This is a genomic window from Exiguobacterium sp. SH5S13, assembly GCF_004337085.1.
Classification (GTDB): Bacteria; Bacillota; Bacilli; order Exiguobacteriales; family Exiguobacteriaceae; genus Exiguobacterium; species Exiguobacterium aurantiacum_A.
This window is the reverse complement of sequence record NZ_SJUS01000038.1, coordinates 1-15,593: the sequence shown is the minus strand read 5'-3', so window position 1 is coordinate 15,593 and position 15,593 is coordinate 1. Positions and strand designations below refer to the sequence as shown.

Below are 15,593 nucleotides of genomic sequence, written 5' to 3'. Positions count from 1 at the left end.
TCAGGGAACAATTCCCTTGTCTGGTGGCGATAGCGAAGCGGCCACACCCGTTCCCATGCCGAACACGGAAGTTAAGCGCTTCAGCGCCGAAAGTAGTTGGGGGTCTCCCCCTGTGAGGATAGGACGTTGCCAGGCCATATGAAGGACGACCAAGCACACGCTTGGTCGTCTTTTTGTTTCATATATAATAAAACAAACTATTTTTAGAAAAAGCGTTGACTTTTTAATTAAACAGCGGTATTATAATAATTGTCTGGTGGCGATAGCGAAGCGGTCACACCCGTTCCCATGCCGAACACGGAAGTTAAGCGCTTCAGCGCCGAAAGTAGTTGGGGGTCTCCCCCTGTGAGGATAGGACGTTGCCGGGCAATATGAAGGACGATCAAGCACATGCTTGGTCGTCCTTTTTTGTCGTTCATTTGAAACTTTATGGCGGATTTTATCGTACAACGAGACAAGGGTTACAGAAGAAAGGGAGTTACCACTATGAATGAATTATATGAACGCCAGTTGATACTTCAACAGCGTCTCGCTGAACGAGACCGATTAGCTCGTAAACTGAAGACTCTCGACAAACAAATTGTCGAACATGAGACCGTACGAAAACAGTTGCTCAATACATTCACGAAAGAACAGCGTGATGTCTATGACTTAGAGACATTCTCACTCGTCAATGCGTGGCTTAAGCTGCGTGGAACGTTTAGCGAGCAACGTACGATTGAACTAGAAGAGGCGGCCCGGGCAGAATTCAAGCTACGAGAACACGAGGCGATGATTGATGAGTTAGTGCTTGAGCGTCGTGATTTGTATGAAACCTTTAAGGCATATAACGGAATCGATGTAAAATGGGAAGCGTTTATAAAAGAAAAAGAAGGTCACCTGAAGCAGGATCGTGACGTAAGAGAAGCGTTATACCGTCTCACGAATCAACAGGTAGAGACGACCGAAGCGATCATTGAATATAAAGAAGCCATTGCAGCTGGAAAGGATGCGCGAGCTGCCATTTCAAAGACGCTCAAACATCTCGATAGTGCGAAGAGTTGGTCGACATATGACACGTTCTTCGGAGGAGGCTTGATTGCGACAGCGATGAAACATGACGCGATCGATGCTTCTGAACGGAAGATGCATGAACTCCAATCCGCACTTGAGCGTTTCGCGCGTGAATTGGCTGATGTGAAAGGAGTCGTCAGCGGCTTGCACATCGAACGTGGATCACTCATTCAGTTCGCTGATTACTTCCTCGATGATATCTTTTCTGAATGGACGATGCACGGACGAATCAATGATTCACTCGACAAGGTAAACGGACTCGATCGCGAGATCGCCAAACTGATTGAGAAAATGACGCGAGATGTCGAGCGTATGGAACGACAACTCGAAGACATGGAAGAGAAACGGAAACAGCTCATCATCACACGATGAGCTGTTTGATCATTCCGGCCGCTTCAGCCAGTGACGTAACCCTTTGCCGGCATGTGGTCTGTCTGCGTAGCGCGGGATGATGTGCAAGTGGGCATGTGGAACTGTCTGATTGGACGCTGTACCGACGTTCCAGCCAAGCGTATAGCCGTCAGGACCGTACGTCTCCTCGAGGAAAGACTTGGCGTCATGAAGCAAGGTGTATGTATCGCTCCATTCCGTCGGTGTTAACTCAAACGTTGTCGCCCGATGCTGTTTCGGGACGATGACACCAGAACCGACAAGGACGTCTTGTTCGCGGTCATGCATCAGAAAGTAGCACGAATCGTTCTCAGCGATGATGCGTTGGGACGGGTCGAGATGTGGACGACAAAATGGACAGTTCGACATTGGATTGGTACACTTCCTTTCTGTGTATAGTGTATCAAAGGGGGATTTATTATGGAGCGATTCATTGATCAAATCATCGATCAAATTGATCTGAACGAACGGACGCTCATCGGGATTTCGGGTCACGGGGGTGCCGGGAAGACGACGTTCGCCAAACAGTTACAAGCACGTCTAGGTGAGGTCAACTACATTAACACCGACCCGTATATCACGGACTCGACGCTTCGGAAAAGTGCGATGATCGACTATACGATCGATGGGAAGGTGCATCACTATAAGATGACGGCCTGTCATCCGGCGGCGCATCACTTGTTGTCGCTCGAGCGGGACGTCCGGATGGTACGGGAAGGGGTCGGGTTTTATACGATGGATGTTCCGTATCTCGAACGGACGTGGATCGATCCCGAGAAGCAGGTCACCATCGTCGAGGGAATGAGCGTCGCCTTTCTCGATCTAAAGTATATGGATATATCGGTCTACCTATATACAGATGGGGATACGGAGTTCGCCCGACGCGCTGCCCGTGACATAACGGAGCGAGGGATGGAGATGGAATACTTGAAAGCATCGCATGAAGAACGGCGTCTGCAATACGAGCTGTTCATGCATCCGTATCGCGACAACTTTCAAACGATCGTCTCGATCAGTGGTGACAGGTGGACGATTGAGAAAAGTCCATACAAAAACCGCTCATGAAGAGCGGTGGCTGCGTAGCGTATCTTGGATCCCGAGTCCGAGGCGGTCTTGTTCGTGCTCGAGTTGTTCCCAGGTGAGGGATCGGTGCCGGAGTTCGACGTCGGTCGCCATCGAGTCGAGCGTGCGCTGTCGTTCGATATTGTCGAGCCAGTAATAGACGTCGACCCCATTTTCATCCATGCGCCAGAATGATTTCACGACCTCGAACTCATCGGCCCAGTCGCCGACGGGCTTGAACCCATACTTCTCGACGAACGGATAAGGTCGTTCTTCACCGAGCGGGTCAATGACGTTGCGGACGAACATGAGCTCGAGTCCGGCATGCTCGGTCGCCTCGAGCAATCGTTTCAACTCAGGGAGTGGTTCGATCTCGATGTTTTCGACGACGTCGAACCATACGCGTTTACCATCGGTGTCCCAAACGGTCGCTTCGACACTGTAAGGGGCGCCCGATGTCGATGGGGCATACATCGTCAAGTCGAACGTGAACGGGATGTGTTCTTCTGCCCCGGGCTCAAGCACGGCCGTGAGGCGAATCGGGACTTCCTGAATGTCGGCCTCGCGGTTGAATTCGTTACCTTCAAGCGTGATGTCTTTAAACGTCGTCAGGAAGTTGAGCGTCAGTTCATGCAGACGGATCACTTTTGACGTCGGGTTCAAGACGCGAAGCGTCCCGTGAACGGTCTGCTTCGGCACGAACGGGATCGTATGGAAATAAACGGACGCATCTAACTCGGAAAAGAACCATTTTTTAAAGCGGTTACCCCATTTCGACATGTCGGTCGCGCTCCTTTTCTGTTAATAAAGTTACACTCCTTTAAGTGTTCCCGATTCTAATTTCCAAAAAACATTAAGAAAAAGGTTGCATTTTATAACAGTCTCGCTTATTATAGAGGATGTCGAAACAATTCAAATCGTCGCGGGGTGGAGCAGTCTGGTAGCTCGTTGGGCTCATAACCCAAAGGTCGTTGGTTCAAATCCAGCCCCCGCAACCAATTTTTATTTAATTTCATATGTCGTCGCGGGGTGGAGCAGTCTGGTAGCTCGTTGGGCTCATAACCCAAAGGTCGTTGGTTCAAATCCAGCCCCCGCAACCAATTTTTAAATGAGATAGCGAAACGATGACGTTTCGTGTTTTTTTTTGCCTAAAATTGAGTGTACAATGAGTACGTATCGCTAGAATCGACTAAAGGAGAAACATCATGTATACATTGATTACCCATTCCGCGCCAGAGACGCAGGCCGTAGCGGAAAAGCTCGCCGCGCTCGTCAAAGCGGGAACGGTCATAACGCTTAACGGGGACCTCGGTGCCGGCAAGACGACGTTCACCCAAGGGTTCGCCAAAGGACTCGGCGTGACGCGTAATGTCAACAGCCCGACGTTCACCATCATGAAACAATACCAAGGGCGCTTGCCGCTCTACCATATGGACGTCTATCGTCTCGAGGACACCGGGGACGATATCGGTCTTGAAGAATACATCAATGGTGACGGCGTCGCCATCGTCGAATGGTCGAACTTGATCGAGTCGTCGCTACCGACCGAGCGCCTCGCGATCACGATCGAACGGACAGGCGACGAGGAACGTTCAATCACGTTCATACCGACTGGTGAAGCGTATGACACGCTCGTCAAGGAGGTGCTCGCATGAAGCAACTGATGATCGACACGGCGACGACACGTCTGTCCGTCGCCCTCAGTGAGAACGGAAGCATCCAGGCAGAAGCGACGGTCATGGTCTCGAAAAACCACGCCGTCACGCTCATGCCGATGATCGAACAGCTCATGACGGCCGTCAAATGGACACCGACCGAGCTCGAACGCATCATCGTCACGACGGGACCTGGGTCTTACACCGGCATCCGCATCGGCGTGACGACGGCGAAGACGCTCGCCTATACGTTGAAGCTTCCGCTCGTCGGCGTATCGGCGCTCCGTCTCATGGCGGCGGCTCCGAACACCGAACTTCCGGTCGTGTCACTCATTGACGCGCGACGCGGCAACGCCTATATCGGGCACTATCAACAAAACGTACAAGTCACACCGGACAGTCACGCCTCGGTCGCCGATTGGCTACAAGCGAACATGACGGGACCGTTCGTCGTCGTTGGTGACGTCGAGCCGTTCCGTGACGTGCTTGCAACATATGACTATACAGAAGCGCCGGCCGCCCACAGTTATGGCCGGGCCGGTGACCTCGTCGCTTTAGGTGAAGCGACGGCGGACGTGCACGCGTTCGAACCGGAATACCTTCGTCTCGCTGAGGCCGAGGCAAAATGGCTCGAGGGACAAAACAATGGCTGACATCAAAATCCGTCGGATGAACTGGCTCGATGTCGAAGAAGTCACGAAAGTCGAAGAGGCATCATTCGCCATCCCGTGGACGAAAGAAGCGTTCATGAACGAGATGCTCAAGAACGAGCAGGCGATTTATTTCGTCGCCGTCCATGAGCGCCGCGTCATCGGGTTCATTGGCGTCTGGCAAATCGTCGACGAAGGGCACATCACGAACATCGCCGTCTTACCAGAATACCGGGGCCAAGGCGTCGGCAATATGCTCCTCACGCAGCTCGTCGAGTTCGCCCGTTCGAAGTCACTCGCCGCGCTCACGCTCGAGGTGCGCGTCTCAAACATCGGTGCCCAAAAATTATATGAACAGTTCGGCTTCGAGAACGCAGGTCGCCGAAAACGATACTATCAAGACAATAATGAAGACGCCTATATTTACTGGGCGAAGTTAGGAAGTGAATCACTATGAACACATCGCTCATTCTCGCGATCGAGTCGAGCTGTGATGAGACGTCGGTCGCCCTCATTCGTGACGGCAAGACGCTCTTATCGAACGTCGTCTCGTCGCAGATTGAAAGTCATAAACGGTTCGGCGGTGTCGTACCCGAGGTCGCCTCGCGTCACCACGTCGAGCGGATCACGTACGTCATCGATGACGCGCTTAGCGAAGCCGGTGTGACGATGGATGACGTCGACGCGGTCGCGGTCACGCAAGGACCAGGACTCGTCGGTGCCCTTCTCGTCGGGATCAGTGCGGCCAAAGCGCTCGCGTTCGCCCACAGTAAACCGCTCATCGGTGTCCATCACATCGCTGGACACATCTATGCGAATGAACTCGTCGAAGAGATGCAGTTCCCGCTCGTCTGTCTCGTCGTCTCAGGTGGCCATACGGAACTTGTCTACATGCCGGAGCACGGTGTGTTCGAAGTCATCGGTGAGACACGTGACGATGCGGCTGGTGAGGCGTACGACAAAGTCGCCCGCACGCTCAGTCTCCCTTATCCAGGTGGCCCGGCCATCGACCGGTTGGCAGCTAGCGGGGAAGACACGTATAAGTTCCCGCGCGTCCGGCTCGAGGCCGGCAGCTTTGACTTCAGCTTCAGCGGACTCAAGTCGTCCGTCATCAACGCCGTCCATAACGCCGAACAACGCGGTGAGACGGTGATCCCAGAAAACTTGGCGGCGAGCTTCCAAGCGAGCGTCGTCGAGGTGTTAGTGGAGAAAGCGATCCGGGCCGTGAAAGAAAAAGGTGCGAAGCAGCTGCTCGTCGCCGGTGGGGTCGCGGCGAACCGCGGGCTCCGGGCCGCCCTTAAGGAAGCGACGGAACGGGAAGGCATCCGTCTCGTCATCCCGCCGCTCAATCTGTGCGGGGACAATGCCGGTATGATCGGTGTCGCGGCGCATCACGCGTATGTGCGCGGCAAGCGCGATACACTGGCGATGAATGCGGTTCCTGGGTTATCCTTAGAAGAGAGCATGACAGTCTAGGGGGAACAGAGAGATGACGAAACGTATCATCATTGGAGGGCTCATCGTATTGCTCGTCGTTGCGACGTTTTTGCAAGTACGTGAGATCATCCGCGCTTATAATATCGCTTATGTAGAAGAAATCGTCCCAGAAGAGACGCGGGTCCGTTCGCTGACGGGCGCTGATACGCTCGAAGGCATCACCCGTGTGACCGGTGAGAACACACTCATCGAGACGCTGTATGGTTATAAGAATCTAGAAGACCAAGACATCAAGAGCGTCATCGTCGTCGACCGTAACCTCGGCGTGCAGCCGAAAGCGAGCGACGCCTATTACGAGCTCTTCCCGGGCCGTGAGGCGACAGAGGAAGAAGCGGCCAAGTTCGATGCGCTCGTCAAAGAGTTCGACGAACAACAACTGTTCGCGCAAGTCATCTCGGCCCATGAGGCCCGTTATGTAACGAACCGTGAAGAGACGTTGACGTTCTATAAAGTGTTCGTCCGCGACGTCGATACGAACGAGTACGTCTTCTTTATCACGGAAGACGGTATCAAGCTCGACTTCCACACGCGCGGCTTCCAACCGCTGCGCTACTTCTAAAAAAGGCTCACAGAAACGGATATTGTCCGTCTCTGTGAGCCTTTTTCATTTGTCTTCGATGAAGAACGTGACGACGAGAAAAGAACTGCAACTACGGTAGACTTTATAGAAAATGCGCCAAGTGAGTATCGATAGTCAGCCGGCCAATAATATGTGCGCATGGATGGGACGCAATTCATAATCCATCAAGCGGATATTTTTAGTCTACTCCATTGATTTCACCTACTTTCTGTTGTTCGTTTACATAGTCTATCTGACAGTCGGATGAACCGGGCTCGTCACTTTATGGTGATCTTTTTAATAGTGGACTCTGGATGAAATTATAATCACAAAAATGGGAAATGGTTACTTTTAGGGCCATAAGCCTAGTATATTTTTCATGACCTAAGAAAATTGTTGTACTATTGTCCTTTTTGTTTTGATAAAAAAGACATCTAGAAAATTGATTAGCAATCTTGAATACTATTAGAGTGGTGGGAAAGACATGGGCAGAATAGAGAAAACAGATGATTGAACTGCCGATATTTGTCTTTTCCCAAAATATAAAGCTTATATAGTAGGGGGACACAACGTTGAGTAAAGGCTTTATAATGAAAGCATGTATGAGTAGTTTGGCTTTATTTACAATACTGGGGACAGCACATCCAGCTTACGCATCTACAGGGGGGAGCGAATCGAAATTGCGTCCAGACGCAGAAGTAGATTCGATTGAAGAGGATCGTTTAGTAAACGATACGGATCAGCTTAATGAAATTGAAGTATTTTTCACTAATCCATCAGTTACGATGACGAAAGAAAGTGATGAGTTTAGTATTATACATGAAGACTCAAATTTAGAATTCGATAAAACAGAAGAAGGGAAAGTGATTTTCAGAAACAAAGAAGAACAGTATTCTATTGAAAATGTGGCTTTAGTAGGAGGTGTCCAAATCCTCTACAACATTGAATCAACTGAGTCGCCAAAAGAATATGTCTTAGATTTAGACATTACTGAAGGTAGTCGAATTATTCACGAAGATGGAGAGTACAAAATTGTGAATGAAAAAGGTGAGGTAGAGGTCTTCATTGGCTCCCCTTGGGCGAAAGACAGTAATGGAAACGAAGTCGAAACATATTATGAGATTAAAGACCAACAGTTGATCCAACATATTGATTATGAAGGAACGGATTATCCTTTAGTCGCTGATCCATTGTTCTGCTCGGATACAATCGATAATACAGCGTCGAAGTATACGGACTCTAATACTTTTTCTGTATATCCACGGACATGTGCACGAACGTATATTACAGCTAGCTATACTTTGGGTGGCGCATTATTAGGCGTTTTTGGGTCAACTGCCATCGGAAAACAGATGTGGTCTGAAGTTGTAGCAGACGCTTCGTATCAAGCGACAAGTACGGCAAACCGCCCGAAGCTCAAAGATCAATTTATCTGTCATGCAGTTAACCCGACTACGATTTGGAAATCATCTTGGAATCTAGATACGAATCGACCGGATGTTTCATTGTTGGATACGTATAAAGCACTTTGTAATCCAGACTATTAAAGGCGAGGTAAACTATGAACATTCAATACTTTGAACCAGATTCGTTATTTTTCATTGTAATCGCGTTGCTAATCCTCTATCCAATCCTTCTTTTAGTAGGGGTGACTACGAGTAAAACAAATCTTATTGGAAAGATTATTTACGGTATTTCAGCATTCTTTTATGCTTACGTGATTTGGTATAGCTACAGCCTAGGCATTTACTTAGACGAGATGTCTGATCCGGCACAAGATGAAGTCATCTTTGGTAGTATAGGATATTTCCATTTAATTTTGTTGGCATTCCCCTACATCTTTTTAACGATGGGTTTTACGTTCAAACAGCATACTCGATCATAATAAAAGAGCGCCTTCCGCTATACGCGGATTGGCGCTCTTTCGTCAGTTTTTCGGTTGTCGATAATTATTTCGATACCACATATTCACCCGGCTCACGACGTAGACGATAAACGCGAGCACCCACATAAACAGCGTCTCTTGATAAAAGTGGCCCCAGACCGAGCCAGGCGCATAAAAGCTATGCACCGTGACATCAACTGGCCAAATGACGAGCCGGATGAAGAGGGTGCTCATGAGCAAACCGCTGAGCAGGCTGATGATGATACCGGACCATGTTTGGATGATAAACCCGACGACAATCGGCAGGAAGTAAAATAAAATGATTGGGACGTTCGTCGCCTCGCCGCGGATGAGTTCCGAGATATACTCGGTCCCGCTCGGCACGATATAGACGAACCCGGTCAGGAACGCATGCATCCAATCGATCCGCATGGCACGGGAACGCATCATGAATGGAGTTCCTCCCATTCTGAGAACAGTGCCGTGATCGACTCTTTCGTCGCGTCGGACTCGGTCGACAGCTCTTGGGCGCGGGCGAAGTCGTTGAACACGTCCGGTTCGCATAACAGCTGCTCGATCTCTTCAAGCCGCGCTTCGTGGCGCTCGATCGTCAGTTCGATCTCTTCGACCCGCTGTTTCAGCCGGCGTTCTTCGCGTTGCTGTTCTTTGTCGGCGCGCTGCTTCTTGACGACGACTTGTTTCGTCTCCTCGCGGGCGAGCCGGGCGAGGTCCTCGAGCTCTTCTTTCTTCTCGACGTAATACGAGTAGTCGCCGAGGTACTCGTCGATGCCGTTCGGCGTGATCTCTAAGACACGCGTCGCGAGCCGGTCGATGAAGTAACGGTCGTGGGAGACGAACAGGATCGTCCCGGGATAGTCGACGAGCGCGTTCTCGAGGATCATCTTCGAGTCGAGGTCCAAATGGTTCGTCGGCTCATCTAAGACGAGCAAGTTCGGTTGCTCGAGCTTGAGCTTGGCGAGCGTCAGCCGGGCCCGTTCGCCGCCGGATAGTTCTTGGACGCGTTTCATGACGTCGTCCCCGCTGAACAAGAACTGGCCGAGCAGACTGCGGACTTCTTGCTCGCGCATGAGCGGCCAGTCGTTCCAAATCTCATCGATGACGCGGTTGGCGTCCGACAAGTTCTGTTGTTCCTGGTCGTAGTAGCCGATCTCGACGCCGGTACCGTAGCGGATGTCACCGGTCAGTGCGGGTTGTTGTTTCGTCAACACTTTGAGGAGCGTCGATTTGCCGACTCCGTTCGGGCCGACGAGGGCGACCGACTCGCCGCGCTGCAGTTGGAAACGTAAGTGTTGTGCGATCGGTTCCTCGTAGCCGATGGCGAGGTCGCTGCCGCTCAACACATCGTTCCCGCTTTGACGTTTGATTGAGAACGACAACACCGCGCTCCGCTCGTCACCGTCCGGCACGTCCATGCGGTCGATCTTCTCGAGCCGCTTGCGGACGCTTTGGGCGCGTTTCGTCGTCGTCGCCCGGGCGATGTTCCGTTGGATGAAGTCTTGCATTTTGGCGATCTCTTCTTGTTGTGACTCGAACTGCTTCTTCTCTTGCTCGTACAGCGCGGCCTTCTGCTCGAGGAACTTCGTATAGTTCCCGACGAAGCGGCGGCTGCGGTTGCGTGACAGCTCGTAGACGACCGAGACGACGCGGTCGAGGAAGTAACGGTCATGGGAGACGATGAGGACGGCACCTTTATAGCCGCTCAAGTACTTCTCGAGCCAGCTGAGCGTCTCGATGTCTAAATGGTTCGTCGGCTCATCCAAGATGAGCAGGTCCGGGCTTTGCAGGAGCATCTTCGCTAAGGCAAGACGTGTCCGCTGTCCGCCTGAGAGCGTGTCGATCCGACGTTCGAAGTCGTCCGGGTAAAACCGCATCCCGTGCAAGATCGAGCGGATCGTCGCTTCATACTGATAGCCGCCGCGGTCTTTGAACGTGTGCTGCTCCTCGTCATACGCCGCGAGCAGACGCTCGTAGGCGGCCGGGTCGTTCAAGATCCGCTCCGAGCCCATGTCTTGCTCCATCTGGCGGAGCGTCTTCTCTTGTTCGATCAAATCGGTGAAGACGGTGAGCATCTCGTTCCACGTCGTCTCGTTCGATTCTAACCCCGAGTCTTGGGCGAGATAGCCGATCGTCACGTCTTTTGGCTTCATGATGTCGCCCGAGTCATAGTTGTACTCGCCGGCGATGACTTTTAACAGCGTCGACTTGCCGGCGCCGTTGCGGCCTACGAGGGCGACGCGTTCGCCTTCTTGGATTTCTAGTTTGACATTCTCTAAAATCGGCTCGACGCCGAACGATTTGGATAAGTTGTTGACTTGCAGTAGGATCAAGTGAAAAAACCCCTTTCTCTCTGTTTAGTATACTTTATTTCTTCCCCTTTTCAGGTATATTCATTGAGTGCTTATGTGAATTCGTTTACAATCAAGGTGTATGAAATCAGATTCGTTTGAAACGCGTCGTAAAAAGGAGGCTCTTTCCGTTGAGTCAAAACGAACCAAAGATTCCGCAAGCGACAGCCAAACGGTTGCCACTATACTATCGGTTTATCCAAAGCCTACATTCGTCAGGGAAACAGCGTGTGTCTTCTGCTGAACTGAGCGAGGCGGTTAAGGTCGATTCGGCAACGATTCGCCGTGACTTCTCATACTTCGGTGCGCTCGGTAAAAAGGGATATGGCTATAACGTACAGTATCTGTTAGACTTTTTCCGTAAGACGCTGAATCAAGACGAGATCACGAACGTCGCCTTGGTCGGGGTCGGTCATCTCGGGACAGCGTTCGTCAACTATAACTTCCTTAAAAACAATAACACACATATCGTCGTCGGGTTCGACGCAGACGAGACAAAAGTCGGCACGACGATGTCAGGTGTCCCGATTCATCACGTCGATGAGATGGAACAAATCATGAAGCAAAACAAAATCGATGTCGCCATCCTCACGGTCCCGTCCGCTTACGCGCAGCCGGTTGCCGATGACTTGGTCCGCTATGGCGTTCGAGGGATCTTGAACTTCACGCCGGCGCGATTGACTGTACCGGACACGGTCCGCGTCCATCATATCGACTTGTCGATCGAACTCCAGTCGCTCATTTACTTTATGCAACACTATCCATCCGCTGAGGGGGTCCATCAATAATGGAATTTCTACAATCATCACTCGTCGTCGGTATCCCAGGTGGCGTCAGTATTTTCGTCATCGCCATCATCGCGCTCATCCTCTTCGGGCCGAAGAAATTGCCAGAGTTCGGCCGGGCAGCGGGGCAGACGCTCCGTGAGTTCAAAAATGCCACGAACGGTATGATGAAAGAGCACGACGAGACCGACAAGAAAGAAATTGAGAAGAAAGAGCAGTAAGCCATGAGCCATCAACCTGATCAAGAACGGGCACTGTCCGATCACTTGACAGAGCTGCGGAGACGACTGATGCTGTCGGCATTTGTCGTCTTTGCCTTCTTTCTGATCGCTTTGCCGAGTGTCAAATACGTGCTCGCCTATCTGCAGGCGGACCTCGTCGAACGAGGGCTCGAGCTGAACGCCTTTGGGGTCGCGGACCCGCTCATGATTTACTTGAACTTGGCGCTCGTCATCGGGCTCGTCGCGTCTGGTCCATTTCTACTGTATCAACTGTGGGCGTTCGTCGCACCTGGTCTGCATCCGAATGAACGAAAATGGACGCTCGCCTATATCCCGGTCATCTTTATCTTGTTCCTCATCGGTCTCGCATTCGCCTACTATTGGTTGTTCCCGCTCGTCCTCGATATCTCGACGGACCTCGGGCAAGACCTCGGTCTGACGCAAATCATCGGGGCGACGAACTATTTCACGTTCCTGTTGCAACTGACAATCCCGTTCGGACTGTTGTTCCAGTTGCCGGTCGTGACGATGTTCTTGACGCGCATCGGTGTCGTGACGCCGTACTTCCTCTCAAAAATTCGGAAGTACGCCTACTTCGCCTTGTTCGTCATCGCGGCATTCATCACGCCGCCGGATTTGACGTCGCACCTCATGGTGTCGCTGCCGCTCTTCTTCCTATATGAGATCAGCTTATCGATCTCACGCATGACGTACCGCGGTGTGCTCCGACGTGAGAAAGAGGCGATGGTGAAAGAACAGATGGATTTGATGAAGCAAATGAATGAGAAGTGAACACTACGTCATGAGACGTGGTGTTTTTTTAATGCGAGTGCGCTAAACTGGAAGTATCTTGAAAAGGGGCTTGGCCATCGTGTTGATCGGACTGTTTCTCCTTGTCGGTTGGCACGTATCACGGTTGGCATAACGGTGCTTTTTGGTCGCAAACTGTCGTACTGAAACTACATGTTCAAAGTGATATTGGTCGTAAACGCTTTTTCTGCAACAAGGAAGTACATGCTAAGATAAAACCAATCAAACACATGTCAGGGGGAGAAACGATGACTTGGGAGTACTACGGGGATGAGCTCATCATCATCGGTGTGTTGACGACAATTCTGTTGATTGCCGTGCTGAACTTTTGGAAGTCGCCATTCAAGCGGAGACTTGCCTTCTCGTTGACGCTGCTCGTCGTGGGATACGTGTCGTGTATCATCGGACTCGTCTTCGTCCGCGGGTGGGACGCCCTGGGCTGGATCTTGTACGGCTTTATATTGTATGTGATCGGGTTCGTCACATATATCGGTGTCGTCATCTACCACTGGATGAAAGCGAGACGCACGTCCAATTCATGATCAAAACCGTTCCTGCCGAGGAACGGTTTTTTGTCGTCACAACCGGCGTTCAAACTTTAGACATAATTACGTGAAAAACTGAGCAAAGGGATTGTCAAACCTTCTTGTGAAATAGTACACTAAGTTCAGAAAGCGAATGTGATATTTGTCACAAACACTAACTTGCCTACAACTCAAAGGAGAGACTACCATATGAAAATCGCAGTCATCGGATGTACACACGCAGGAACAGCAGCAGTCAAAGGCTTACTCGCCAAGCACGACAATCTCGACATCACCGTGTATGAGCGGAACGACAACGTCAGCTTCCTCTCGTGTGGGATCGCCCTCCACGTCGGTGGCGTCGTCAAACGCGCTGAAGAATTGTTCTACTCATCACCGACCGAGCTCGAAGAACTCGGCGCGACGATGCGCATGAAGCATGACGTGTTGAACATCGATGCGGAAGCGAAGACGGTCCACGCCAAAAACCTCGAGACGGGTGCAGACGTATATGACACGTTCGACCGTTTGATCGTGACGACAGGATCTTGGCCGATTGTCCCGACGCTACCTGGCATCGAGATGACTGGGATCGAACTTTGCAAAAACTATGGTCACGCTCAGCGCATCATCGAGCGGGCTAAGGGTGCGACAAATATCGCCGTCATCGGTGCCGGCTATATCGGCGTCGAGCTCGTCGAGGCGTTCGAAGTGTACGGCAAGCACGTCACGTTCATCGACAGTGCTGACCGCATCTTGAACAAGTACCTCGACAAGTCGTTCACGGACCAACTTGAAGCCGACATGACGTCACGCGGTATCGACCTTGAGCTCAGCCAAACGGTCGAAGCGTTCCGCGGCACAGACGGAAACGTCACGCACGTCGTCACCGACAAAGGTGAGTTCGAAGCCGACCTCGTCATTCTATGTGTCGGTTTCCGCCCGAACACGGGACTGCTCGCAGGACAAGTCGACATGCTCGGCAACGGCGCCATCATCGTCGACGAATATATGCGCACGAGCAACCCGGACGTCTTCGCAGCCGGTGACAGCTGTGCCGTCTACTATAACCCGGCGCGCACACATGCTTACATCCCGCTCGCGACGAACGCCGTCCGCATGGGTACGCTCGTCGCCGAGAACCTCGTCACGCCGCGTGTCCGTTACCAAGGTACGCAAGGAACGTCGGGTCTTCGTCTCTATGACTGGAACATCGCCTCGTCAGGCCTCACGGAAGAAGCGGCCGGATTGTTCGGCCTCGACGTCGAGAGCGTCGTGATCGAGGACGCGTACCGCCCTGAGTTCATGCCGACGGCGGAGCCGGTCCAGTTCAAACTTGTCTATGAAGTCGGCACACACCGTGTCGTCGGGGGACAAGTGCTCTCGAAAGCGGATATGACGCAAGCGGTCAACACGTTGTCGCTCGCGATCCAAAACGAGATGACGGTCGAAGAGCTCGCTTACGTCGACTTCTTCTTCCAACCGCACTACAACAAGCCGTGGCACTTCATCAACAGTGGGGCGCTCGCGGCGATGAAAGACAAAGTCAACGCATAACGCAAAAGATTCGAAAGCAGCCGCTTTCGAATCTTTTTTTTTCATAGGTAACGTGGCGCGTCCTGCATCGAGTTGGCGAGGATGATGTAGACGAGGATGTTTCCGGGCATGATAAGAAAGAGTAACCGAACGCCGAGCGAGGACATGCCGAAGTACTCGGCGATGCCGCCGCAGACACCGGCGAGAGAACGGTCGGTCGCGGATTTTCGAAGAGCACGTTGCATAAAGTAGACTCCCATCTCGAATTTGATATGTAAATTTTACCATATGTGTAGTGAACTACTCACCACTTATTTGCTTCGCAACTTGAAGTGGGAGCTTCTTGGGAAGACCATGCTTTGACCAGCCACGGTTGTGGACCAAGCTCGTCGGGCAGTCCCTGCCCTGGGGTGTTTCAGTCGGCGAGACCCAACAGGTTGAGGCTCGCGTTGACGTCGCGGTCGTGGTGCGCGTATAAATGATAGTTTTAAGATGTCCTAAAACGTTGGGATAACAATGTACAATTTCGTCTCCTTCTCGCATACTTGTTCACGAGGTGAACGACTATGCAAATTCAATTAAACGTAGACACGACGTTCG

The 15,593-nt window shown here is 51.6% G+C and carries 18 protein-coding genes, 2 tRNA genes and 2 rRNA genes; 17 read left to right on the top strand and 5 right to left on the bottom strand.

The genetic code is table 11. The annotated features are described in order from the left end of the window. Positions 1–19: 19 nt before the first annotated feature. The 3 genes from rrf (EVJ30_RS14485) (at position 20) to EVJ30_RS14475 (ending at position 1,425) form a co-directional block, all read left to right on the top strand. Positions 20–135 (top strand): 5S ribosomal RNA (rrf, locus tag EVJ30_RS14485). A gap of 117 nt (positions 136–252) precedes the next feature. Beyond that, positions 253–368, top strand: a 5S ribosomal RNA gene (gene rrf / locus EVJ30_RS14480). A gap of 118 nt (positions 369–486) precedes the next feature. Continuing rightward, entirely contained in the window at positions 487–1,425 is a 939-nt protein-coding gene (locus EVJ30_RS14475; protein ID WP_131469533.1) for a coiled-coil domain-containing protein, read from the top strand. Positions 1,426–1,434: 9 nt separating this feature from the next. On the opposite strand, the gene EVJ30_RS14470 is transcribed toward EVJ30_RS14475, so the two are convergent. Then, complete coding sequence (locus EVJ30_RS14470; protein ID WP_131469532.1) at positions 1,435–1,812, bottom strand: HIT family protein; 378 nt, start codon at positions 1,810–1,812, stop codon at positions 1,435–1,437. 51 nt (positions 1,813–1,863) lie between these two features. Between EVJ30_RS14470 and EVJ30_RS14465 the strand changes: the two genes are divergently transcribed. Then, a complete protein-coding gene (locus tag EVJ30_RS14465; protein ID WP_131469531.1) occupies positions 1,864–2,508 on the top strand; it encodes a uridine kinase family protein in 645 nt (214 codons plus the stop codon). On the opposite strand, the gene EVJ30_RS14460 is transcribed toward EVJ30_RS14465, so the two are convergent. Beyond that, complete coding sequence (locus EVJ30_RS14460) at positions 2,503–3,285, bottom strand: sporulation protein (RefSeq protein WP_016509933.1); 783 nt, start codon at positions 3,283–3,285, stop codon at positions 2,503–2,505. The two genes, EVJ30_RS14465 and EVJ30_RS14460, sit on opposite strands and share 6 nt — an antisense overlap. Positions 3,286–3,426: 141 nt before the next feature. Between EVJ30_RS14460 and EVJ30_RS14455 the strand changes: the two genes are divergently transcribed. From EVJ30_RS14455 to EVJ30_RS14420, 8 genes are all read left to right on the top strand, one after another. Next, positions 3,427–3,503, top strand: a tRNA-Met gene (locus EVJ30_RS14455). 25 nt (positions 3,504–3,528) lie between these two features. Continuing rightward, a tRNA-Met gene (locus EVJ30_RS14450) sits at positions 3,529–3,605 on the top strand. Between the two features lie 105 nt (positions 3,606–3,710). Then, positions 3,711–4,160: a tRNA (adenosine(37)-N6)-threonylcarbamoyltransferase complex ATPase subunit type 1 TsaE gene (gene tsaE, locus EVJ30_RS14445; RefSeq protein WP_070328987.1), complete on the top strand. Its 450-nt coding sequence runs from the start codon at positions 3,711–3,713 to the stop codon at positions 4,158–4,160. After that, positions 4,157–4,813, top strand: coding sequence for a tRNA (adenosine(37)-N6)-threonylcarbamoyltransferase complex dimerization subunit type 1 TsaB (gene tsaB, locus EVJ30_RS14440; RefSeq protein WP_131469530.1), 657 nt, complete (start codon positions 4,157–4,159; stop codon positions 4,811–4,813). Before tsaE ends, tsaB begins: the two co-directional genes overlap by 4 nt. After that, positions 4,806–5,267 (top strand): ribosomal protein S18-alanine N-acetyltransferase, encoded by a 462-nt coding sequence (gene rimI / locus EVJ30_RS14435; protein WP_131469529.1) that lies wholly within the window; start codon positions 4,806–4,808, stop codon positions 5,265–5,267. Before tsaB ends, rimI begins: the two co-directional genes overlap by 8 nt. Continuing rightward, entirely contained in the window at positions 5,264–6,286 is a 1,023-nt protein-coding gene (gene tsaD, locus EVJ30_RS14430; protein ID WP_131469528.1) for a tRNA (adenosine(37)-N6)-threonylcarbamoyltransferase complex transferase subunit TsaD, read from the top strand. Before rimI ends, tsaD begins: the two co-directional genes overlap by 4 nt. A gap of 13 nt (positions 6,287–6,299) precedes the next feature. Further along, positions 6,300–6,866 carry a hypothetical protein gene (locus EVJ30_RS14425; protein WP_071399028.1) on the top strand — a complete coding sequence of 189 codons (567 nt, stop codon included), beginning with the start codon at positions 6,300–6,302 and terminating at the stop codon, positions 6,864–6,866. A 572-nt stretch (positions 6,867–7,438) separates the two neighbouring features. Beyond that, positions 7,439–8,413: a DUF2599 domain-containing protein gene (locus EVJ30_RS14420; protein WP_131469527.1), complete on the top strand. Its 975-nt coding sequence runs from the start codon at positions 7,439–7,441 to the stop codon at positions 8,411–8,413. A 380-nt stretch (positions 8,414–8,793) separates the two neighbouring features. Here the strand turns inward: EVJ30_RS14420 and EVJ30_RS14415 are convergent, their stop codons facing one another. Then, positions 8,794–9,201, bottom strand: coding sequence for a hypothetical protein (locus tag EVJ30_RS14415; RefSeq protein ID WP_236636105.1), 408 nt, complete (start codon positions 9,199–9,201; stop codon positions 8,794–8,796). After that, complete coding sequence (locus EVJ30_RS14410; protein ID WP_131469526.1) at positions 9,198–11,099, bottom strand: ABC-F family ATP-binding cassette domain-containing protein; 1,902 nt, start codon at positions 11,097–11,099, stop codon at positions 9,198–9,200. The genes EVJ30_RS14415 and EVJ30_RS14410 overlap by 4 nt, the downstream gene beginning before the upstream one ends. A 149-nt stretch (positions 11,100–11,248) precedes the next feature. Here EVJ30_RS14410 and EVJ30_RS14405 point away from each other — a divergent pair, with 149 nt between their 5' ends. From EVJ30_RS14405 to EVJ30_RS14385, 5 genes are all read left to right on the top strand, one after another. Further along, positions 11,249–11,905 (top strand): redox-sensing transcriptional repressor Rex, encoded by a 657-nt coding sequence (locus tag EVJ30_RS14405; protein ID WP_131458184.1) that lies wholly within the window; start codon positions 11,249–11,251, stop codon positions 11,903–11,905. Then, positions 11,905–12,123, top strand: coding sequence for a twin-arginine translocase TatA/TatE family subunit (locus tag EVJ30_RS14400; protein WP_016509907.1), 219 nt, complete (start codon positions 11,905–11,907; stop codon positions 12,121–12,123). Before EVJ30_RS14405 ends, EVJ30_RS14400 begins: the two co-directional genes overlap by 1 nt. Positions 12,124–12,126: 3 nt before the next feature. Further along, complete coding sequence (gene tatC, locus EVJ30_RS14395) at positions 12,127–12,915, top strand: twin-arginine translocase subunit TatC (protein WP_131458186.1); 789 nt, start codon at positions 12,127–12,129, stop codon at positions 12,913–12,915. 266 nt (positions 12,916–13,181) lie between these two features. Continuing rightward, positions 13,182–13,475 carry a hypothetical protein gene (locus tag EVJ30_RS14390; protein WP_131469525.1) on the top strand — a complete coding sequence of 98 codons (294 nt, stop codon included), beginning with the start codon at positions 13,182–13,184 and terminating at the stop codon, positions 13,473–13,475. A gap of 192 nt (positions 13,476–13,667) precedes the next feature. Continuing rightward, positions 13,668–15,014 carry an FAD-dependent oxidoreductase gene (locus EVJ30_RS14385; protein ID WP_070328997.1) on the top strand — a complete coding sequence of 449 codons (1,347 nt, stop codon included), beginning with the start codon at positions 13,668–13,670 and terminating at the stop codon, positions 15,012–15,014. 41 nt (positions 15,015–15,055) lie between these two features. Here the strand turns inward: EVJ30_RS14385 and EVJ30_RS14380 are convergent, their stop codons facing one another. Then, entirely contained in the window at positions 15,056–15,238 is a 183-nt protein-coding gene (locus tag EVJ30_RS14380) for a PspC domain-containing protein (protein WP_035386443.1), read from the bottom strand. Positions 15,239–15,593 lie beyond the last annotated feature (355 nt).